Genomic DNA, 18,556 nt, shown 5'->3' with positions numbered 1-18,556 from the left:
TCTGCTGCCAAATCACGCACTTGGCATCGAAAAATCGCACTCCGCATCCGCTGCGGCACTGGCCGGCACCGCCCGCTTTGCCCGACAATGGCAACATGCCTGCATCTCCTGCCCACGAACTGACTCCCCTGGACCAGACTTGCCCCCGCTGCGGCCAGCCCAATCGCTGCGCCATCGCCATCGGCGCACCCGCTGACAGTTGCTGGTGCATGCAGGAACCGCCCGACTCGTTCCACGCGCCGGAATCGAAAGCTGCCGGCAGCCAAGCCGCCCCGACAGTCTGCTACTGCCAGGCCTGCCTGCGCGCCCTGCGCGCCCAATCCACCTCCTGACGCCCGGAAAGACCGCCATGTGCCAGCTGCTCGGCATGAACTGCAATACCCCGACCGACATCACCTTCAGCTTCAGCGGCTTTGCCCAGCGCGCCGGCGTGACGGACCACCACAGCGACGGCTGGGGCATTGCCTTTTTCGAAGGCACGCCCGGCAGCACGCCGCAGGCCGGGCCGGACAAGGGCCTGCGCCTGTACGTGGACAACCAGGCCGCCAGCACCTCGCCGGTAGCGCAGCTGATCCGGCACTATCCGATCCAGAGCCGCAACGTGATCGCACACATCCGCAAGGCGACGCAGGGACCGGTGGCGCTGGAAAACTGCCACCCCTTCGTGCGCGAACTGTGGGGCCGTTACTGGGTGTTTGCGCACAACGGCAATCTGGAGAACTTTCAGCCCCATCTGCACAGCCACTTCCGCCCGGTGGGCGATACCGACAGCGAACGCGCCTTCTGCTGGATCATGCAGGAGATCGCCAAGGCGCATGCCTGCATGCCGCCGGTGGAAGAATTGACGCGCACGCTGCGCGAACTGATGCCGCCGCTGGCGCGGCATGGCACCTTCAACATGCTGCTGTCCAACGGCGAAGCACTATGGGCGCATGCCAGCACGCACCTGCACTACGTCGTGCGGCAACACCCGTTCACCACGGCCCAGTTGCGGGATGAAGACCTGGAGATCGATTTCGCCCGGCACACCACACCGCAGGACCGCGTGGCGGTGATCGCCACGCAGCCGCTCACCAGCAACGAGGCATGGACGCCCTTCTGCTGCGGCGAACTGCGCGTGTTCGTGGACGGGCAGCCGCTGGACTAGCCCGGTCGCACCATCAGGAGCGCGGCTTCTCGGCCGGCGCCTTGGCGGCAGCAGGCCGCTTGACCGCCGGCTTGCGCGCTGCAGCCGGCTTGGCGGCTGCCTTGGGGCTTCCCGCGGTACTGGTGCCGGCAGCCGCCGCGGCGCGGGGCGCCGTCCTGGCGGCCGTTGCCGGTTTGGCCGCCTTGCCGGGGGCTGTCTTTGCAGCGCCCGCTGCCGCCTTGGGCTTGGCCGCAGCAGGTTTGCGCGCGGCGGTGGCACGCGCCGCCGGCTTGGCAGGCTTGACCGAAGACGCCGCCGGTTCTGCCGCGGCAACCCCGGCCGCCACTTCCGGCATCGCCGCAGCCACCTGCTGCGCCATTTCCTCCTGGGCCTTCAGGAACTCGGCCTGACGCTGCAGCACGTCTTCCTGGGCCTGCTGGGCAATGCTCTGGAAGGTCTGCATCATGCTGCCCCACCACTGGCCGGCCTGGGCAAAAGCCGCGTTCAGCGGGGACTCGCCTGCTTCGGCTGCCGCCTCGTCCCCGGAGGCTGCCCCCTGTGCCGCCTGCACCGGCACCTCATGCCAGGTCACGGCAGACGCCGGGACGGCTGCGGATTCCTGCGCCGGCGCCTCGGGCACGGCCGCCTTGACGGCCTGCGTCACGCTGGAAACGGTGTCGGCCACGCCTTGCTGGAACACCTGCGCCATGTCGTTCAGGCCGACATTCATGTCCTTGAGCGTGGTCAGCGTCATCTTCTGCACTTCGAGTGCCTGGATGGTGGCCTTGAGCGCAGTGGTGTTCTGTTCCAGCCAGAACTGTACGGTGCGCAACTCCTGGATGCGGCGCTCGACCTCTTCGGGATCCACCGTGGGCGCCACCCACTGCGCAGGCGAGGGCATCATGCTGCGCGGCTGCGTGATCTGCTTGAGAAAGTCGAAGCCGGGAACGAACTTGCTGAAGTCGAAGCCTACTGCGTTGATGTTCATCTGCACTCTCCTGCCTGGCCGCCGTGCGGCGAATGGTGATGGTCGAAAGCATACTGCATGCGCATGACGCGTGCCAAGCCGGACAAGCCCCGGCCGCCCGGTCAGTCCACCGCGTGGTGCTGTCGGATGCGGCGCACGAACCAGGCGACCAGCAGCACCACCGGAATCACGCTGGCGCCCACGGCGGCCTCGACCGGGATATGCAGTGCCTCGATGGCCGGCACCGTCTTGAGCAGCTTGAATACATAGCTCAGCAGGCTGATGGCGTAGTAGCTGATGGCCACCACCGAAAGCCCTTCCACCGTCTGCTGCAGGCGCAGTTGCAGGTGCTGGCGGCGTGCCAGGGCCTGCAGCAATTGCTGATTGTCTTCCTCGCGCCGCGCCTCGACCCGCACCTTGGTGAGCTCGACCACGCGCTGCACGCGTGCGGCCACATCGCTCAGGCGGGCATCGGTGCTGTCGCATAGCTCTATCGCCGGCAGAAAGCGGCGCGACAGGAAGCCGCCCAGCGTCTGCACGCCCTGGATACGCGATTCGCGCAGACCCTGCAGGCGCCGCTCCACGATGCGGTGGTAGGCGCGCGTGGCCGAGAAGCGGTAGCGCGAGCGCGCCACGCCATGCTCCACTTCGGAGGCGATGGCCACCAGTTCGGCGAACACCTGCTGGTCCTGCACCTGCTGCTCGGCCGCAGTCGCCTGCCTTTGTGCCGCAAACTGGTCCACCGCCTGCAGCAGGCGGCGCTCCAGCGTGCGCAGCAGCACCGATTCCTGCTGTGCCAGCGGAAAACCCAGCATGGCCAGCGCCCGGTAGCCCTCGATCTCGACGATGCGCTGCACCTCGCGCGCACGCTGCTGCTCCGACAGCTGCACGTCCAGCAGCAGAAAGCGGGTGAAGCCGGCCTCGTCCAGCAGCAGATGGGTGAACATGGCGGCGCGGTCATCGGCAATCCAGGAGCCGATCAGGTCATGCGTCGCCTCGGTCGCCGTGCGCGTGGCAGCAAGCAGTTGCGCCATCACGCGCCGCGCCTGGCGCAGCATGCCGTCCTCTTCCGCCGGCCAGACCACCACATGCGTGGCAGCCAGCATCGGGGCATCGCCCAGCGCCGAAAAAAAGGCCGGCGACAGCGCGTAGCGGGCATCGGCCCGCAGCATGGCGCCGAGCAGCAGTTCCGGCTCCTGGCTCGGATCGGCCGGCAAGTCCATCCGCAGCTGCCAGCTGACGAATTCGCCATGACGCTCGTACTTGAGCGCCCAGCTGCCCGTCTCGATCAGATGGTGGCGCCGGCCCGACGCCGGCGCCGGCTGGCCCGCATCGGCACAGGCCACGCGCAAGGCAGCGTCGGCGACCTCGGCCGGCAAGCCGGCCTGGGCCCAGTAGCTGACCACGCAGCAAGGTGTGGTACGCAGCGGCGGGCGGGCATGCAGTTCGTCATGCAGCTCGGCATGGCTGCGCGGAGGCGACTGCAAGGGGGCCGCCAGCGGCAGAGTCTGTTCCTGCGGGGTTCCGGCATCGGTCGTCATAGGCGTTCTCCAGGGGAGACGATCTCGTGGTCAATGGCGCCAAACAGGCTCTGGCCGTCGCGTGTGCGTGCCTCGATGCGCAGCGTATCGCCGGGCTGCAGCCAGGGGGTTTCGGCGCTGCCGTGGTCCTGAATTTCCAGCGCCCGCTTGTCGGCCAGGCAGGCCACGCCCTTGCGACGGTCACGGTTGCTGACCGGGCCGGCGGCAAGCACCGTGCCGGCACGCACGGGCCGCGTACGGCACAGGCGCTCCAGCAACTGATCGAAACCGGCCTCCATGTCGGCACCGCTGTCCAGCAGACCCAGCTTGCGGCCGTTGCCCTGCACCTGCAGGCTCAGGTGGGCGCGGCCGTGGTGCCAGGCATCGCCGAGCTCGTCCGGCGTGACTGCCACCGGACCGAAAGCCATGGCCGGACGCGACAGCAGCGCTGTGCCATCGCCGTCCGCGCCCGCCAGGTGGCGCAGGCGCAGGCCGTTGCAGAGCAGCAGCAGACGGATGCCCTCGAGCGCCTGCTCGGCGGTAGCACCAACGGGCAGGTCGGCGCACACAACGCCCAGTCCGGCCTCGAAATCGGCCTCTGCGGCTGGCAGTAACACCGGATCCTGCGGACCGAGATGGCAGTCGGAGCCGGCCTGCCACAGGCGCAGGGCCTGCGCGGCAGTGGCACCGACTGCTGCCGGACCCTGGCCGGCATAAGCCGCCCCGTCCACCCGCTGAAACGCGCGCGGCAGCGGCGCCATGCAGCATGCAGGGTCGAAGGCGAAGGCGTGCGGCACGCGCCCGGCATTGAGCTGGCGGTACAGGTCCTCCAGTTGCGGGCTGATGAAGTTCCAGTCATCCAGCACCTGTTGCAGGCGCGCGGCCGTGTGCGTGGCAAAGCAGGCATGGCGCAGATCACGCGAGACGACCACCAGCAATCCGTCGCGCGAGCCATCCCTGTATGTTGCAAGTTTCATTGGTATCCTTCTGTCACCCGATGGGTCTGGCGTCGCGCGGGCGCGCCAGCCATTGATCGGTCCATTCTAGAATAGGCCAAGCCGGTTCCGTCACCTCGCTGCGCACGTCATGGCGTGCTGTCGGGGAGGCGGCAACAGTCCACTTTTCACCTTCTGCCGCCTTGTCAGCCACCCGCCCTTCCGCTCCCGCTGCCCGCCAGATTCGTCCGCTGCCCCTGCTGCTGGCGGCGCTGGCCGTGGCCGCCGTGCATGCCCTGCTGCTGTTCGGCCTGCCGGGCCGGGCGCGTCCGGCAGAAAAATCGCCCGCCAGCGAAGCGGTGGTGGTCAGCCTGGATACGCGCACGATCACCCCCGAGCCTGCGCCCGAGCCCGAGCCCGAGCCCGAGCCCGAGCCCGAGCCCGAGCCCGAGCTGGCGCCTCCGGTGCGCGTGCGCCGTCCACCCCCCCCGCTGCCGCCCCGGCGCGAACCGGAAACGCAAGGCCCGGCACGCCCGGCAGCTCCGGTTCCGGCCGCTTCTGCCCCGCCGGACGCGGCATCCGCCCCTCCTGCTGCCGATGCAGCCGCATCCGGCGCGGCAAGCGCGTCGCTGCCCGGCCCCCCTGAGCGCGACATCGCGCTGGCCGGCACGGCCGCCAGCGCCCCCGCAGCGGCAGCCTCGGCCCCGGCTCCCATCCCGGCGGAACTGATCGCCCTGTCGCGTGCCCCTGCCAAGGCCCCGCCCTCCTTCCTGCTCGAATACGACATGACCGGCGAGGCCAAGAAGCTGCAGTACCACGCCAGCGGTACGCTGCAATGGACCAACCAGGGCGACCAGTCCTACCAGATGGCCTACACCATCAGCGCCTTCCTGGTGGGCAAGCGCACCCAGGTCAGCCAGGGCCGCATCGGCCCCAACGGCCTGCGCCCGGACCGCTTTGCCGACCAGTGGCGCGGCGAGAAGGCAGCCAGCTTCACGCGCAACCCGGAGGCCGACCCGAAAGCCGCACAGGGCACGATCCAGTTCAGCGCCGGCAATCCCGAAGTGCCGCTGCTGCCCGGCGCGCAGGACCAGGTCAGCATGTTCGTGCAGCTGCTGGCGCTGTTCAATGCCGATGCCGGCCGCTATCCGCCAGGCAGCACGCTGCTGTTGCAGTCCGCCGGGCCGCGCAACGCACCACTGTTCCGCTTCCGCGTCGACCCGGAGGAAACGGTGCACGCCGGCGGCCAGGAGCACCGCGCCATCAAGCTCACCCAGGTGCGCAGCGCCGGCCAGAACAAGCGCATCGAGATGTGGCTGGCCCCCTGGCAAAGCGGCGGCCAGACCCACTACCTGCCGGTGCGCATGCGCATCAGCGAGGACAATGGCAACTACGTGGAGCAGACGCTCAAGCGCATGCCGCCGGGCTGAAACCGTGATCTTGTGCCGTCCTGATACAGAAGTTGTTCTCCGCGCTCACCTTTGACGCCGCGACACACCTTGATTTGCGGTTTGTCGCTACCATGTAGGTGACATGCACAAAGACCTTTTTGACCAAACCGTAGCCGGCATGCACACGCTGTACGACTCCGACAGTTTCGTGGTCGTGCACATGCAGTCGAATCCCGAACTGGATGCCGATGACGTGATCCAGATGCGCGGTCGCGGCCATCTGGCCCTGGCGCGCCACGGCTTCGAGATCGTCGACAAGCGTTCCGGACGCCACGTCTATCTCGACGGCAGTTGGGCCGAGCTGTTCCAGCAGCAGATCACGGCTTGGCAGGACAACACCCCCACGCAGGAAGAGGTGGAGGATGCGCTGGAGCACTACAGCGGACTGGCCAGCAGCCCGGTAATGCTGCACTGAGCCTCTGCACCCCCGCCGCGCAAAGCCCTCTTCGGAGGGCTTTTTGCTGCAACGGAGGCAGCCGCGCGTTTTCCCGCCGGCCCCTCTCAAGGTTGACCGCCCGGATCAGAGCATCACCGCCAGACTACCGTCGTGCGCTTTTCGGGCAGCCTCGCCCGGGCCATGACTTGGCCCAGCAGCCCTTACGCCAGCGCCCGGATCGCCTCGGCCAGGGTCTCGACCATCTGCGCGATATGCGCCTCCTCGGCCACGAAGGCCGGCGCCAGCACCACCACATCGCCGGCATTGCGCACCAGCACGCCGTTCTCGTAGCAACGCAGGAAGATCTCGTAGGCCCGCCGGCCCGGGTTGCCGGCCATGCCCTGCAGTTCCACCGCCCCGGCCATGCCCAGCGTGCGGATGCCGGTCACGTTCGGCAGTTCGCGCAGCTGGCTGTGCATGGCATCGCCCAGCACCGGCGCCATGCGCGCGGCCCGTGCGAACAGATCCGCTTCCACATAATGCTGCAGCGTCGCCACCGCGGCCGCCGCCGCCACAGGGTGGCCGGAGTAGGTATAGCCATGGAAGAACTCGATGGCATGCGCCGGCTGGTCCACCCCCATCAGCGTGTCGTAGATGCGGTCGGAGCAGACCACGCCCCCCATCGGGATGCTGCCGTTGGTTACGCCCTTGGCGAAGTTCAGCATGTCCGGCTTCACGCCGAAATACTGCGCCGCGAATGCCGTGCCTAGGCGGCCGAATCCGGTGATCACCTCGTCGAAGATCAGCAGGATGCCGTGACGGTCGCAGATCTCGCGCAGGCGCTGCAGGTAGCCCTGGGGCGGCACGTACCAGCCGGCGCTGCCGGCCACCGGCTCGACGATGATGGCCGCCACGTTGGACGGATCGTGCAGCGGCAGGATGCGTTGCTCCAGTTCCAGCAGCGGGTCGTCGTCCCACTGCGGCAGTTCGCCCTGGATGAAGGCATGCGCCGGGTCGTGGATGAAGCGCATGTGGTCCACCCGCGGCAGCATGGCAGCGCCATAGGCCTTGCGGTTGCCCGGAATGCCGCCCACGCTCATGCCGCCGAAGTTCACACCGTGGTAGCCACGCTCGCGGCCGATGAACACGCAACGCTGCCCTTCGCCGCGCGCCCGGTGGTAGGCCAGCGCCAGCTTGAGCGAGGTGTCGGCCGCCTCGCTGCCCGAGTTGCAGAACAGCACCTTGTTCAGGTCGTCCGGCGCCAGCGCGGCGATCATGCCGGCGGCCTGTACCGCACGGTCATTGGTCATGGAAAACGCGGTCGAGTAGTCGAGCGTGTCGAGCTGCTCGCGGATGGCGGCGTTGATGGGAGCGCAGCGGTGACCGGCATTCACGCACCACAGGCTCGAGACGCCATCGAGGATGCTGCGGCCATTGCTGGTGGTGAAATGCATGCCGCCGGCCTCGACCACCACGCGCGGCTGGCGCTGGAAATCACGGTTGGGCGTGAACGGCAGCCACTGGTGCACGGTGCCGGCACGGGCATAGGGGTGGATGCGGGAATCTGCTGGCAAGGGGGCGTCCATCTCGTCTCCTTCGTCGGCAATGGCGTGGTGCCGCATGCACAGGCTGTATTACATTTCTTACAATAGAGCCCGCCTGTACGGACACGCTACTACAATAAGCGGCTTTGAAGCCTGTCTGCCGGCTCAGCCGGACAGTGCACCCATTGTGGCATCGAATGCCCGGTCCGGCGACACTTGCAGCACCGCAGATTTCTACTCTGATTCCCGCCGCGCCTCCTGCAGCACAACTGCGGAAGGCTGTGGCGAGCCCCTCACGATGAGCCATCCTTACATCCTGACGCTTTCCTGCCCCGACCGCATGGGGCTCGTGCATGCCGTGTCCGGCTTCCTGATGGAGCACGGCGGCAACATCAACGAGGCCGCCCAGTACAACGATACGGATACCGGCCTGTTCTTCATGCGCGTGGGCTTTACCTGCCCCGAACCGGATTTTGCGCAGCTGCGCGCGGCGCTGGCCGAATTTGCCAAGCCCTACCAGATGCAGACGCGCCTGTACCCGCGCGCCCTGCCCATGCCCACGGTGATCATGGTGAGCAAGGAAGGCCACTGCCTGAACGACCTGCTGTTCCGCTGGCGCAGCGGCCTGCTGGCGATCGACGTGCGCGCCATCATCAGCAACCACCGCGACTTCTACCAGCTCGCTGCCAGCTACAACGTGCCCTTCCACCACATCCCGGTGAACACGGACAACAAGGCCCAGGCCGAGGCGCGCCAGCTCGAGATCATCGAATCCGAGGGGGCCGAACTGGTGGTGCTGGCCCGCTACATGCAGATCCTCTCCAACGACCTGTGCGGCAAGCTCGCCGGCCGTGCCATCAACATCCACCACAGCTTCCTGCCCAGCTTCAAGGGAGCCAAGCCCTACTACCAGGCCCACGACCGCGGCGTGAAGCTGATCGGCGCCACCGCACATTACGTTACAGCCGACCTGGACGAAGGTCCTATCATCGAGCAGGATGTCGCGCGCGTGGACCACAGCAAGACAGTCGAAGACCTTACGGCTATCGGGAAAGACACCGAGAGCCAGGTACTCGCGCGTGCCGTAAAGTGGCACAGCGAACATCGCGTCCTTCTCGACGGCCACCGTACCGTCATCTTCCGATAAAAACAAGCAGGCGCAGGCCGCTCCACAAGAGCCGGCGCGCCGCAGATTGCAGACAGGGATACCCTCCATGGCCATGCGCATTCCCCCCATCCAGTGCCTACTCACCTTCGAAGCACTGGCCCGGCTCCGTAGCGTCACCCACACCGCCGAAGAACTCTGCGTCACGCCCAGTGCCGTCAGCCACCGCATCAAGCAGCTGGAACAGCTGGTCGGCATGCGCCTGTTCGGCCGCTCCGATTTCTCGCTCACGACCGAGGGCAGCGAATACCTCTCGCACGTACGCGAGGCGCTGGCCATGCTGGAGCGTTTTCCCGGCTGCAACCCGGCCCTGTCGCGCCGCAAGCTGCGCGTGGCCGTCACGCCCACCTTCGCGCGCAGCATCCTGATGCCGCGCCTGCGCCAATTCACCTCGGCCTATCCCGAGATCGACCTGTCGCTGCACGTGAACATCCCGCTGCTCGACGTGGTGGCCGAGGATGCCGACCTGACCATCCGCTACGGCGCCGGCCGCTATGCGGACCTGGAATCGGTCTGCATCATGAAGGACATCATCTCCCCGCTGGCCTCGCCCGCGTATATCGAGGAGTTCGGCCCGTTCCGCTCGGTGCAGGACCTGCAGAATGCCAAGCTGCTGCGCAGCCCGCTGGAACCCTGGCGCACCTGGTTTGCCGCCCACGACCTGGACTGGCCCGAGCCCATGGATGGCTCTTCGTTCAACGACGTGGGTCTTGCCTGCGATGCCGCCGCACAGGGTCTGGGCGTGGCACTGGTGCGCCTGCAACTGGCGCAACCCTGGCTGGCCAACGGCTCGCTGGTGCGCCTGTTCGAACGCAGCATCCCGAGTCCGCATGCCCACTATCTGTGCTGGCGCACCGGCAACATGGATCGCTGGGAATGCAGCACCTTTGCACGCTGGCTGCAGGAGAGCCTGCAGCAGGACGCGTCGGCGGCCGAAGCTGCAACGCCGCAGCGCGTGCTGACCACGGCCTGAGGCGCCGCGGCAAATCCTCACGGCAGCGCTGAAGCGATTTCATGCTGCCCGAACGCCCCTTTGCGGGGCGTTTTCTTTTACATTGGCAGCATGTCTGCCGCTGCCTTTCCCCCCATTCAGGATGATGCGCCTCCGGTTGCCAAGGCCGAGCTGATCGCGGCCCTGCAGCAGGGCATGCCCGCGCATGCGCTGCTCTGGCACGAGGAGGACACCACCCCCTACGAGTGCGACGGCCTGACGGCCTACCGCCAGCGCCCCCTGTGCGTCGCCCTGCCCGAAACCGAAGAGCAGGTGCAGCACGTGCTGCGCACCTGCCACCGCCTGCGCGTGCCGGTGGTGGCGCGCGGGGCCGGCACCGGCCTGTCCGGCGGCGCGCTGCCGCACCGCCATGGCGTCACGCTGTCACTGGCGCGCTTCAACCGCATTCTCGATGTCGACCCGCGCAGCCGCACCGCGCGCGTGCAGGCCGGCGTGCGCAATCTGGCCATCAGCGAGGCAGCGGCGGCGCACGGCCTGTACTACGCGCCTGATCCCAGCAGCCAGATCGCCTGCACCATCGGCGGCAACGTGGCGGAAAACGCCGGCGGCGTGCACTGCCTGAAATACGGGCTCACCGTACACAACGTGCTGCGCGTGCGCGGCTACACCATCGAGGGCAAGCCCCTCACCCTGGGCAGCGAGGCGCTGGACGCGCCAGGCTACGACCTGCTCAGCCTGGCCATCGGCAGCGAAGGCATGCTGGCGGTGGTGCTGGAAGTCACCGTCAGGCTCATCCCCAAGCCGCAGTTGGCGCGCTGCATCATGGCCAGCTTTGCCGATGTGCGCCAGGCCGGCGATGCCGTGGCCAACGTGATCGCCGCCGGCATCATTCCGGCCGGACTGGAGATGATGGACAAGCCCATGACCGCCGCCGTGGAGGACTTCGTCCACGCCGGCTACGATCTGGACGCTGCAGCCATCCTGCTGTGCGAAAGCGACGGCACGCCACAGGAAGTGGAAGAGGAGATCGCCCGCATGAGCACCGTGCTGCGCGCAGCCGGCGCCACCGCCATCACCGTGAGCCAGGACGAGGCCGAACGCCTGCGCTTCTGGAGCGGGCGCAAGAACGCCTTCCCGGCCAGCGGCCGCATCAGCCCGGACTACATGTGCATGGACAGCACCATCCCGCGCAAGCGCCTGGCCGACATCCTGCTGGCCATCGGCGAGATGGAGCACAAGTACGGCCTGCGCTGCTGCAATGTGTTCCACGCCGGCGACGGCAACCTGCACCCGCTGATCCTGTTCGACGCGAACGATCCGGACCAGCTGCACCGCGCCGAGCTGTTCGGTGCCGACATCATGGAAACCAGTGTCGCCATGGGCGGCACCGTGACGGGCGAACATGGTGTGGGTGTGGAAAAGCTCAACAGCATGTGCGTGCAATTCTCGCCAGAAGAGAACGCGCAGATGTTTGCCGTCAAGCACGCCTTCGATCCGCAGGGCCTGCTCAATCCGGGCAAGGTCATTCCCACGCTGCAGCGCTGTGCCGAGTATGGCCGCATGCTGGTGCGCGGCGGGCGTCTGCCGTTTCCGGAGCTGGAGCGCTTCTGAGCCTCGGTGCAGGACGGCCTGTTGTCTGACAAAAAACGGCCGAGCCCCAGCGCCACAATGAAACCCCCGGCGGCATGCTTGCCGCCTCCTTCGCGTTTCCGGAGCTTCGAGCCACCATGCAGAGCCTGACCGTTGAAACCTTCATCCATGCGCCGGGCGCACCGACAACTTCGACGCCCTGCTGACCCCCGCCGGCCTGAAGGAAGTGGCCACCTATGCCGACGGCGTGGGCCCCTGGAAGCCGTACATCGTGCCCATGGTCGGACAATTCGACGCCCAGGGCAGGATGCTGGACGTGAACAAGGACGGCAAGGTCAACGGCATGGACGCCAGCAGCGGCACCCCCACCACGCTGATCGCCGATGCGCACAAGGCCGGCCTCGCCATCCATACCTGGACCTTCCGCAACGAAGCCCGCCGCCTCGCCTATGACTACCAAGGCAATCCGGTGAACGAATACCTGCAGTTCTATCGCCTCGGCATCGATGGCGTGTTCTCGGATTTTCCGGACACCGCAGTGGCTGCACGCCAGGCTTACCTGAAGGAGCTGGGCCGCTGATCAGCGCCCCGCTCGGCCGCGCCTGAATGCCCCGGGCGCGGCAATACCCGAGTTACTTGCATGGTTATGTAATACCAATTTATTGAAGTTGTGGTATCATTGGATTCGCCAGTTATTGGCGCAACCCAATTGAATCCATCAGGAGTATTCAATGCCCTCCGACAACGCCAGTTGTCATTCTCATCAACCTCGCGTTCCGCGCCGGTGATTGAAGGTTCTTCTCGCCGAAGCTGGCACGCACCAGTTCATCAGGAGGTGAGACATGAACTACGCTTACGCATCCCTTCCCTACGCCGATCTGCACGTGGCTGACGCCCACGAGCGTGAGGCCTATCTGCATGGCCGTCCGCATCGTCTGCGTTCCATGCGCGCCGTGTGGGCCCTCAACCCCGAACGCGGCGTCATGGAGTGCAGCTGGGTTTCCAACGGCCTGCATGCCTGACGAAGCCGGCACAAGTCAGATGCCATGAAAAAGCCCCTGTAGAGGGGCCTTCACAGGGGCAGCCCTGTTGCAAGACCGGCTGCCCTTTTTGCCGCGCTTTTATACGCCCATGCGGTCGAGCGCATCCTCCATCAGCTGCACCGTACGCTCCACGTTGCGCCATTTCTCCAGCCCGAACAGGCCCAGGCGGAAGGTGCTGAAGCCCTGCGGCTCGCCGCACATCAGCGGCACGCCGCTGGCCGCCTGCACGCCGGCGGCGACGAACTTGCTGCCGTTCTGCAGACCCGGATCGCTGGTGTAGCTCACCACCACGCCCGGCGCCTTGAAACCTTCGGCCGCCACGCTGGGGAAGCCGCGCGCTTCCAGCATGGCACGCATCTGCGTGCCCAGCGCGATCTGGCGCTCGCGCGTGGTGTCGAAACCATCGGCCCGCGTCTGCTGCATGGCATCGCGCAGGCGCAGCAAGCCGTCGGTAGGCATGGTGGCATGGTAGGCGTGCTGACCCTTGACGTAGCCTTCTGCCAGCATCACCCACTTCTTCAGGTCGCAGGCAAAGCTGTTGCTGGCGGTGTTTTCGAGAGCCGTGCGCGCGCGCTCGCTCAGGCAGACCATGGCGCAGCACGGCGTGCCGCTCCAGCCCTTCTGCGGCGCGCTGATCAGCACGTCCACGCCCACAGCCGGCATGTTCACCCACATGGCGCCGGAAGCGATGCAGTCCAGCACGAACAGGCCACCCACCTCGTGCGCGGCATCGGCCAGCTGGCGCAGGTAGTCGTCGGGCAGGATGATGCCGCTGGCGGTTTCCACGTGCGGCGCGAACACCAGCGCAGGCTTCTGCTCGCGGATGGTGGCAACCACATCCTCGATCGGCGCCGGCGCCCACGGGGCCTGCACGTCGTCGCTGGCAGGGCGTGCTTCGCACACCGTCACGGTCTGGGTGATCTGGCAGACTTCGAAGATCTGGCTCCAGCGGTAGCTGAAGAAGCCGTTGCGCACCACCAGCACTTTCTGGCCCTGCGCGAACTGGCGCGCCACGGCCTCCATGCCGTAGGTGCCGCTGCCCGGCACGATGGCCGAGGTGTGCGCGCCATAGACTTCCTGCAGCGTGGCGAGAATGTCCTGCATGGCGCCGACGAATTGCCTGGACATGTGGTTGACGGCGTGGTCGGTATAGACCACCGAGTATTCGAGCAGTCCTTCGGGATCGATGTGGGGCAGCAGTCCGGGCATGGGTTTGTCTCTTTCGTTGGTGTCGGTTTTGGCAGGCATCCATGGTAATGGGTTTGCCAGCCCCTGACTGAAAACCCGTACACTGCCCGCCATGTTGCAAGGAATTGTGCTCTCCGCCACGGCCTCGGTGCTGTTTGCGGTGCTGTATTACTACGCGGTGCTGCTGCAGCCGCTGGACGGGCTGCCGATTTTCGGCTGGCGCGTCGCGCTGGGGCTGCCGGTTCTGACTGTCTGGGTGCTGCTGCTCGGCAGCGGGGCCGCGCTGCTGGCGCTGTGGCAACGCGTGCGCCGCGAGCCGCTGCTGGGGCTCGGGCTGTTGGTGAGCGCGCATCTGATCGGCGCGCAGATGGCCTTGTTCACATGGGCGCCGCTGCATGGCCGGGCGCTGGAGGTGTCGCTGGGCTATTTCCTGCTGCCGCTGGTGATGGTGCTGACCGGAGGCGTGGTGTATGGCGAACGGCTGAACCGCTGGCAGCAGCTGGCGGTGCTGCTGGCTGCCTTCGGCGTCGGGCATGCGGTCTGGCAGGGTGTCAGCCTGTCGTGGGCGGCAGCGCTGGTGGCACTGGGCTATCCGCCCTACTTCATGCTGCGCCGGCGCCTGCAGGTGGAGGCGCTGCCCGGGCTGTGGGCCGAAACATTGCTGCTGGTGCCGGCAGCGCTGTGGCTGCTGGCGGGTGAGCCGGTCGGTGCGCAGCTGGCGCAACAGCCACGCCTGGGGGTGCTGCTGCCGCTGCTGGGCGTGCTGAGCGCCACGGCGCTGGCCTGCTATCTGGCCGCGAGCCGACGCCTGCCGCTGGGACTGTTCGGGTTGCTGGGCTATCTGGAGCCTGCGCTGCTGTTCGGCGTGTCGCTGCTGCTGGGCGAGCGCATGGCGCCGGGCGCGGCATGGACCTATGTGCCGATCTGGCTGGCGCTGGCGGTGCTGGCGCTGGACGGGGTGCAGCAGTGGCGCAGGCGCCGGCCGCAGCCCTGAGCACAACTAGTCAGACCGGAGCCGGATAGCTGCGCTGCCCGAAAATCGCCGTGCCGACGCGCACCATGGTGCTGCCGGCGGCGATGGCCAGTTCCAGATCGCCGCTCATGCCCATCGACAGCGTATCCCACTGCGGCAGGTCCAGTCGGGCACCCACTTCGTCGAACAGCGCGCGGGTGCGCTGGTGCACCTGCAACATCTGCTGCGGATCGTCATAGGGCTCGGGGATGCTCATCAGGCCGCGCAGCTGCAAGCCGGGCAGCTCGCGCACGGCCCGGGCAAAGTCACCCACCTGCTCCGGCGCCAGCCCGGACTTGGTGGCGCCGCCATCCATGTTGACCTGCAGGCAGACCTGCAGCGGCGCGCGCTCAGGCGGGCGCTGGCGGCTCAGGCGCTGGGCAATGTCGAGCCGGTCCAGCGACTGCAGCCAGTCGAAGTGCGTGGCCACCTGGCCGGACTTGCGGCTCTGCAGCGGGCCGATGCAGTGCCATTCCAGCCCGAGAGCCTGCAAGGCGTCGATCTTGGCGACTGCCTCCTGCACATAGTTTTCGCCGAAAGCGAGCTGGCCGGCAGCGGCCGCCTCGCGCACGGCCTCGGCCGGAAAGGTCTTGGACACCGCCAGCAGGCGCACGGAGCCGGGGGCGCGGCCGGCCGCCTGAGTGGCAGCCGCAATGCGCTGCTGCACTTGGGCGAGGCTGGTGGCGATGGGGGAAAGAGATTCGGATTCGGGCATGAACGTGCGGGCCTTTCAACGCACCGCGTGCGCCTTCGCAACAGCGAAGCCGCATGGAAATGTGACTGTCGTGAACGTTTGCAGGGAATAGGCCGGGACGGACCACCCCTTTGCATGGGAATGTTACCGAAGTTCCGGGCGCTGCGTTACCATGTGCCGTCCCAGTTTTTGCACCCGCCAAGGAGTTTTCCATGTCCCAGATCGCCGACAAGACCTATGCCCCGAGCCAGCCGCACAGCGTGGCTTTTCTTGGCCTGGGGGTCATGGGCTATCCGATGGCCGGCCATCTGGCACGCGCCGGCCATGATGTGACGGTGTACAACCGCACCTCCGCCAAGGCCGCCGAATGGGTGCAGGAGTGCGGCGGCAAGGCGGCCGCCACCCCGCGCGAAGCCGCTGCGGGGGCCGACATCGTGTTCTGCTGCGTCGGCAACGACGACGACCTGCGCAGCGTGGTGCTGGGGCCGGACGGCGCCTTTGCCGGCATGCAGCCCGGCAGCCTGTTTGTGGATCACACCACCGCTTCGGCCGAAGTGGCGCGCGAGCTGCACGCCGCTGCGGCCGAAAAAGGCCTGCATTTCATGGACGCCCCCGTCTCCGGCGGCCAGGCCGGCGCCCAGAACGGCATGCTCACCGTGATGTGCGGTGCCGACGCTGCCACTTTCGACCGCGCCCAGCCGGTGATCGCCGCCTTTGCCAAGGCCTGCAGCCGCATGGGCGAGGTGGGTGCCGGCCAGCTGGCCAAGATGGTGAACCAGATCTGCATTGCCGGCCTGGTGCAGGGTCTGAGCGAAGCGATTGCCTTTGGCCAGAAGGCCGGTCTCGACATGCCGGTGGTGCTGGACGCCATCAGCAAGGGTGCGGCCCAGAGCTGGCAGATGGAAAACCGCGGCAAGACCATGGTGGAAGGCAAGTTCGACTTCGGCTTTGCCGTGGACTGGATGCGCAAGGACCTCGGCCTGGTGCTGGACGAGGCGCGCCGCAACGGCGCTCGCCTGCCGGTGACCGCGCTGGTGGACCAGTTCTATGCCGATGTGCAGCAATCCGGCGGCAACCGCTGGGATACCTCCAGCCTGATCACCCGCCTGAAGTAACGCGCGGATATGCTCCAGCAAACGGTCCGTGCGCTGCTCTGGGTCATTGGTGCCATTTCGCTGGCGCTGGGAGTCATCGGCATCTTCCTGCCGGTGATGCCGACGGCCCCGTTCGTGCTGCTGGCCGCCGCCTGCTGGGCCAAGGCCTCGCCGCGCCTGCACCGCATGCTGCTGGAGCACAGGCATACCGGGCCGATCCTCCGCGCCTGGGAAGAACGCGGCGCCATTCCGCGACTTGGCAAGTGGTTCGGCACCCTGGGCATGGCGGTGTCCTGCATTGGCGTGTCGATCACGCTGGCAAGCACGCCCCACTGGTATCTCGCGGCGATCATGACCGTGGTGTGCATCGTGATTGCGGTGTGGATGTGGAGCCGGCCGGACGCCTGAGGCGGCATGCAGCGGCTACGCACATCGGCCAGCCAGTCAGGCTTCGCCGATAATAGAACGCTTGTCGCCCCTGCGCGACCCCATCTGCTGCAATCCACCATGAGCTCCACCCCCATCACCCGCTTCCTCACCGGCATCACTACTACCGGCACGCCACACTTGGGCAACTACGTCGGCGCGATTCGCCCGGCCGTGCAGTCCAGCCTGCGTGCCGATGTGAAAAGCTACTATTTCCTGGCCGACTACCATTCGCTCATCAAGTGCGACGACCCGGCCCGCATCCAGCGCTCCACGCTGGAAATCGCCGCCACCTGGCTGGCCGCCGGCCTCGATCCGGAGCGCGTCACCTTCTACCGCCAGAGCGACATCCCCGAGATTCCCGAGCTGACCTGGCTGCTCACCTGCGTGACCGGCAAGGGCCTGCTGAACCGCGCCCATGCGTACAAGGCCTCGGTCGACAAGAACCTGGAAGCGGGTCAGGAGCCGGACGATGGCGTGACCGCCGGCCTGTTCATGTATCCGGTGCTGATGGCGGCGGACATTCTGATGTTCAAGGCGCAGAAGGTGCCGGTGGGGCGCGACCAGATCCAGCACATCGAGATGGCGCGCGACATGGCCAGCAGCTTCAACCACCTGTACGGCAAGGATTTGCTGGTGCTGCCCGAAGCGCAGGTGGACGAGCAGGTGGCGCTGCTGCCCGGCCTGGACGGCCGCAAGATGAGCAAAAGCTACGACAACACCATCCCGCTGTTCGTGCCCCAGGCCGAGATGAAAAAGCGCATCCTGTCCATCGTGACCGACTCGCGCGCGCCGGGCGAGCCCAAGGACACGGAAGGCTCTGCCCTGTTCCAGATCTACCAGGCCTTTGCCACGCCGGAAGAAACCGCCAGCTTTGCCCGGGCCTTTGCCGAGGGTATCGCCTGGGGCGAAGCCAAGCAGCAGCTGTTCGAGCGCATCGACCGCGAGATTGCGCCCATGCGCGCGCGCTATGCCGAGCTGATGGCGAATCCGGCCGAGGTGGAGCGCATCCTGCTGGCCGGTGCCGAGAAGGCGCGTGCCGAGGCGGCGCCATATACGCGCGAATTGCGTGCGGCGGTGGGCCTGCGCAGCCTGGCTGGCTCCGAGCATCAAACGAGCGCAGCCGGCACTGGCTCCTCAAGTGGCGAGGCCACTGCCTCTGCCACCGCCAAGCCCCCCGTTTTCAAGCAATACCGCGAAAAGGACGGCCGCTTCTACTTCAAGATGACTGCCGCCAACGGCGAGCTCTTGCTGCAGAGCAAGGGTTACGACAACCCGCGCGACGCCGCCGCCGCCATCGCCGCGCTCAAGGCGCAGGGCCCCGCGGCGCTGGACGCCATGCGCCCGCAACTGGAAGACCACCCTTCCAGCATGCTGGACGCCATCCGCAATGCGCTGGATGTGCTGCTGACGCTGCAGGAATAAACCGCGTCGGTACACAATGCAGAAGGGCATGTCCGCGCAGGCGGTACA

19 protein-coding genes are annotated in these 18,556 nt (G+C 67.1%); 13 read left to right on the top strand and 6 right to left on the bottom strand.

Annotated elements, in window-relative coordinates:
• Nucleotides 1-95: 95 nt before the first annotated feature.
• On the top strand, nucleotides 96-332 hold the full coding sequence (locus KKQ75_RS11890; RefSeq protein ID WP_213362403.1) for a cysteine-rich CWC family protein: 237 nt from the start codon (nucleotides 96-98) through the stop codon (nucleotides 330-332).
• Between the two features lie 17 nt (nucleotides 333-349).
• On the top strand, nucleotides 350-1,147 hold the full coding sequence (locus KKQ75_RS11885) for a class II glutamine amidotransferase (protein WP_213362402.1): 798 nt from the start codon (nucleotides 350-352) through the stop codon (nucleotides 1,145-1,147).
• A 13-nt stretch (nucleotides 1,148-1,160) separates the two neighbouring features.
• Here KKQ75_RS11885 and KKQ75_RS11880 read toward each other — a convergent pair whose 3' ends face one another.
• The 3 genes from KKQ75_RS11880 to KKQ75_RS11870 form a co-directional block, all read right to left on the bottom strand.
• A complete protein-coding gene (locus tag KKQ75_RS11880; RefSeq protein WP_213362401.1) occupies nucleotides 1,161-2,114 on the bottom strand; it encodes a PhaM family polyhydroxyalkanoate granule multifunctional regulatory protein in 954 nt (317 codons plus the stop codon).
• Nucleotides 2,115-2,215: 101 nt separating this feature from the next.
• On the bottom strand, nucleotides 2,216-3,634 hold the full coding sequence (locus tag KKQ75_RS11875) for a DUF3422 domain-containing protein (RefSeq protein ID WP_213362399.1): 1,419 nt from the start codon (nucleotides 3,632-3,634) through the stop codon (nucleotides 2,216-2,218).
• Nucleotides 3,631-4,590 (bottom strand): fumarylacetoacetate hydrolase family protein, encoded by a 960-nt coding sequence (locus KKQ75_RS11870; protein ID WP_213362397.1) that lies wholly within the window; start codon nucleotides 4,588-4,590, stop codon nucleotides 3,631-3,633. Before KKQ75_RS11870 ends, KKQ75_RS11875 begins: the two co-directional genes overlap by 4 nt.
• Nucleotides 4,591-4,751: 161 nt before the next feature.
• On the opposite strand from KKQ75_RS11870, the gene KKQ75_RS11865 reads away from it, so the two are divergent.
• Both KKQ75_RS11865 and KKQ75_RS11860 read left to right on the top strand, forming a co-directional pair.
• A complete protein-coding gene (locus KKQ75_RS11865) occupies nucleotides 4,752-5,978 on the top strand; it encodes a DUF3108 domain-containing protein (RefSeq protein ID WP_213362395.1) in 1,227 nt (408 codons plus the stop codon).
• Nucleotides 5,979-6,117: 139 nt separating this feature from the next.
• On the top strand, nucleotides 6,118-6,414 hold the full coding sequence (locus KKQ75_RS11860) for a BTH_I0359 family protein (RefSeq protein ID WP_091817498.1): 297 nt from the start codon (nucleotides 6,118-6,120) through the stop codon (nucleotides 6,412-6,414).
• 182 nt (nucleotides 6,415-6,596) lie between these two features.
• Here the strand turns inward: KKQ75_RS11860 and KKQ75_RS11855 are convergent, their stop codons facing one another.
• Nucleotides 6,597-7,961 (bottom strand): aminotransferase class III-fold pyridoxal phosphate-dependent enzyme, encoded by a 1,365-nt coding sequence (locus KKQ75_RS11855; RefSeq protein ID WP_213362813.1) that lies wholly within the window; start codon nucleotides 7,959-7,961, stop codon nucleotides 6,597-6,599.
• A gap of 256 nt (nucleotides 7,962-8,217) precedes the next feature.
• Here KKQ75_RS11855 and purU point away from each other — a divergent pair, with 256 nt between their 5' ends.
• The 5 genes from purU (at nucleotide 8,218) to KKQ75_RS11830 (ending at nucleotide 12,648) form a co-directional block, all read left to right on the top strand.
• Entirely contained in the window at nucleotides 8,218-9,066 is an 849-nt protein-coding gene (gene purU, locus KKQ75_RS11850) for a formyltetrahydrofolate deformylase (protein WP_213362394.1), read from the top strand.
• Nucleotides 9,067-9,133: 67 nt separating this feature from the next.
• Nucleotides 9,134-10,057, top strand: coding sequence for a LysR substrate-binding domain-containing protein (locus KKQ75_RS11845; protein WP_213362393.1), 924 nt, complete (start codon nucleotides 9,134-9,136; stop codon nucleotides 10,055-10,057).
• A 90-nt stretch (nucleotides 10,058-10,147) separates the two neighbouring features.
• On the top strand, nucleotides 10,148-11,647 hold the full coding sequence (locus tag KKQ75_RS11840; protein WP_213362392.1) for an FAD-linked oxidase C-terminal domain-containing protein: 1,500 nt from the start codon (nucleotides 10,148-10,150) through the stop codon (nucleotides 11,645-11,647).
• Nucleotides 11,648-11,852: 205 nt separating this feature from the next.
• Nucleotides 11,853-12,206, top strand: a complete 354-nt coding sequence (locus KKQ75_RS11835; protein WP_349772157.1) for a glycerophosphodiester phosphodiesterase family protein — start codon at nucleotides 11,853-11,855, stop codon at nucleotides 12,204-12,206.
• 262 nt (nucleotides 12,207-12,468) lie between these two features.
• The gene (locus KKQ75_RS11830) at nucleotides 12,469-12,648 is read left to right on the top strand and encodes a hypothetical protein (RefSeq protein WP_213362391.1); all 180 of its coding nucleotides are present in this window, start codon (nucleotides 12,469-12,471) and stop codon (nucleotides 12,646-12,648) included.
• Nucleotides 12,649-12,747: 99 nt separating this feature from the next.
• Here the strand turns inward: KKQ75_RS11830 and KKQ75_RS11825 are convergent, their stop codons facing one another.
• The gene (locus KKQ75_RS11825; RefSeq protein WP_213362389.1) at nucleotides 12,748-13,878 is read right to left on the bottom strand and encodes an aminotransferase class V-fold PLP-dependent enzyme; all 1,131 of its coding nucleotides are present in this window, start codon (nucleotides 13,876-13,878) and stop codon (nucleotides 12,748-12,750) included.
• A gap of 91 nt (nucleotides 13,879-13,969) precedes the next feature.
• Between KKQ75_RS11825 and rarD the strand changes: the two genes are divergently transcribed.
• Complete coding sequence (rarD, locus tag KKQ75_RS11820) at nucleotides 13,970-14,851, top strand: EamA family transporter RarD (RefSeq protein ID WP_213362387.1); 882 nt, start codon at nucleotides 13,970-13,972, stop codon at nucleotides 14,849-14,851.
• A gap of 10 nt (nucleotides 14,852-14,861) precedes the next feature.
• On the opposite strand, the gene KKQ75_RS11815 is transcribed toward rarD, so the two are convergent.
• Nucleotides 14,862-15,584, bottom strand: a complete 723-nt coding sequence (locus KKQ75_RS11815; protein ID WP_213362386.1) for a YggS family pyridoxal phosphate-dependent enzyme — start codon at nucleotides 15,582-15,584, stop codon at nucleotides 14,862-14,864.
• 191 nt (nucleotides 15,585-15,775) lie between these two features.
• On the opposite strand from KKQ75_RS11815, the gene KKQ75_RS11810 reads away from it, so the two are divergent.
• The 3 genes from KKQ75_RS11810 (at nucleotide 15,776) to KKQ75_RS11800 (ending at nucleotide 18,508) form a co-directional block, all read left to right on the top strand.
• Complete coding sequence (locus tag KKQ75_RS11810) at nucleotides 15,776-16,678, top strand: NAD(P)-dependent oxidoreductase (protein WP_213362385.1); 903 nt, start codon at nucleotides 15,776-15,778, stop codon at nucleotides 16,676-16,678.
• Between the two features lie 9 nt (nucleotides 16,679-16,687).
• The gene (locus KKQ75_RS11805) at nucleotides 16,688-17,065 is read left to right on the top strand and encodes a YbaN family protein (protein WP_213362384.1); all 378 of its coding nucleotides are present in this window, start codon (nucleotides 16,688-16,690) and stop codon (nucleotides 17,063-17,065) included.
• Nucleotides 17,066-17,164: 99 nt separating this feature from the next.
• A complete protein-coding gene (locus tag KKQ75_RS11800) occupies nucleotides 17,165-18,508 on the top strand; it encodes a tryptophan--tRNA ligase (RefSeq protein WP_213362383.1) in 1,344 nt (447 codons plus the stop codon).
• Nucleotides 18,509-18,556 lie beyond the last annotated feature (48 nt).

Source organism: Brachymonas denitrificans (assembly GCF_907163135.1).
Classification (GTDB): Bacteria; Pseudomonadota; Gammaproteobacteria; order Burkholderiales; family Burkholderiaceae_C; genus Brachymonas; species Brachymonas denitrificans_A.
Note: the sequence above shows the minus strand (reverse complement) of the source record. Positions and strands in the feature narration are given on the sequence as shown.

Excerpts from the sequence above, each read along its gene's own strand:
- KKQ75_RS11810 (WP_213362385.1), top strand. The coding sequence starts at position 15,776 with ATGTCCCAGATCGCCGACAAGACCTATGCCCCGAGCCAGCCGCACAGC.
- purU (WP_213362394.1), top strand. The coding sequence starts at position 8,218 with ATGAGCCATCCTTACATCCTGACGCTTTCCTGCCCCGACCGCATGGGG.
- KKQ75_RS11805 (WP_213362384.1), top strand. The coding sequence starts at position 16,688 with ATGCTCCAGCAAACGGTCCGTGCGCTGCTCTGGGTCATTGGTGCCATT.
- KKQ75_RS11825 (WP_213362389.1), bottom strand. The coding sequence starts at position 13,878 with ATGCCCGGACTGCTGCCCCACATCGATCCCGAAGGACTGCTCGAATAC.
- KKQ75_RS11830 (WP_213362391.1), top strand. The coding sequence starts at position 12,469 with ATGAACTACGCTTACGCATCCCTTCCCTACGCCGATCTGCACGTGGCT.
- KKQ75_RS11840 (WP_213362392.1), top strand. The coding sequence starts at position 10,148 with ATGTCTGCCGCTGCCTTTCCCCCCATTCAGGATGATGCGCCTCCGGTT.
- KKQ75_RS11885 (WP_213362402.1), top strand. The coding sequence starts at position 350 with ATGTGCCAGCTGCTCGGCATGAACTGCAATACCCCGACCGACATCACC.
- KKQ75_RS11860 (WP_091817498.1), top strand. The coding sequence starts at position 6,118 with ATGCACACGCTGTACGACTCCGACAGTTTCGTGGTCGTGCACATGCAG.
- rarD (WP_213362387.1), top strand. The coding sequence starts at position 13,970 with ATGTTGCAAGGAATTGTGCTCTCCGCCACGGCCTCGGTGCTGTTTGCG.
- KKQ75_RS11875 (WP_213362399.1), bottom strand. The coding sequence starts at position 3,634 with ATGACGACCGATGCCGGAACCCCGCAGGAACAGACTCTGCCGCTGGCG.
- KKQ75_RS11880 (WP_213362401.1), bottom strand. The coding sequence starts at position 2,114 with ATGAACATCAACGCAGTAGGCTTCGACTTCAGCAAGTTCGTTCCCGGC.
- KKQ75_RS11870 (WP_213362397.1), bottom strand. The coding sequence starts at position 4,590 with ATGAAACTTGCAACATACAGGGATGGCTCGCGCGACGGATTGCTGGTG.
- KKQ75_RS11845 (WP_213362393.1), top strand. The coding sequence starts at position 9,134 with ATGGCCATGCGCATTCCCCCCATCCAGTGCCTACTCACCTTCGAAGCA.
- KKQ75_RS11815 (WP_213362386.1), bottom strand. The coding sequence starts at position 15,584 with ATGCCCGAATCCGAATCTCTTTCCCCCATCGCCACCAGCCTCGCCCAA.
- KKQ75_RS11800 (WP_213362383.1), top strand. The coding sequence starts at position 17,165 with ATGAGCTCCACCCCCATCACCCGCTTCCTCACCGGCATCACTACTACC.
- KKQ75_RS11855 (WP_213362813.1), bottom strand. The coding sequence starts at position 7,961 with ATGGACGCCCCCTTGCCAGCAGATTCCCGCATCCACCCCTATGCCCGT.
- KKQ75_RS11890 (WP_213362403.1), top strand. The coding sequence starts at position 96 with ATGCCTGCATCTCCTGCCCACGAACTGACTCCCCTGGACCAGACTTGC.